This is a genomic window from Peribacillus sp. SIMBA_075, assembly GCF_046534585.1.
Genome location: NZ_JAWRYN010000357.1, coordinates 1 through 300, shown reverse-complemented (window position 1 = coordinate 300; position 300 = coordinate 1). Strand labels below are relative to the sequence as shown.

Sequence of the window (300 nt, the reverse complement as noted above, 5' to 3'; positions counted from 1 at the left end):
TGACGGACGCCGCCGACGGCAGCGAGGTCGGGACGGTGGACGACCTGAGCAGCTTCCCGCTCAGCGTCCCCGCCTACGGGGCGCGGTTCCTCATCCTGGAGCGCACGGCTGAGGGATGATGTGCTGCGGAGGCCGCCCCGGTCACGCGAGCAGGTCGCGCACCCGCGGGACGACCTCCTCGCTGTAGACGGCGCCGGTCGGGTTCGAGTACACGGGCACGCACCACATGCCCTTGATGCTGTCGTCCGCTGCCAGCAGAGAGGCGACCGCCTCGATGTCGGGTCCGTTCTCGTTCATCGG

At 70.3% G+C, this 300-nt stretch carries 1 protein-coding gene; it reads right to left on the bottom strand.

Features of this window, described 5'->3' with window-relative positions; genetic code table 11:
* Window positions 1–141 precede the first annotated feature (141 nt).
* Window positions 142–297: a hypothetical protein gene (locus SB775_RS28565; RefSeq protein ID WP_410864552.1), complete on the bottom strand. Its 156-nt coding sequence runs from the start codon at window positions 295–297 to the stop codon at window positions 142–144.
* Window positions 298–300 lie beyond the last annotated feature (3 nt).

Excerpts from the sequence above, each read along its gene's own strand:
- SB775_RS28565 (WP_410864552.1), bottom strand. The coding sequence starts at position 297 with ATGAACGAGAACGGACCCGACATCGAGGCGGTCGCCTCTCTGCTGGCA.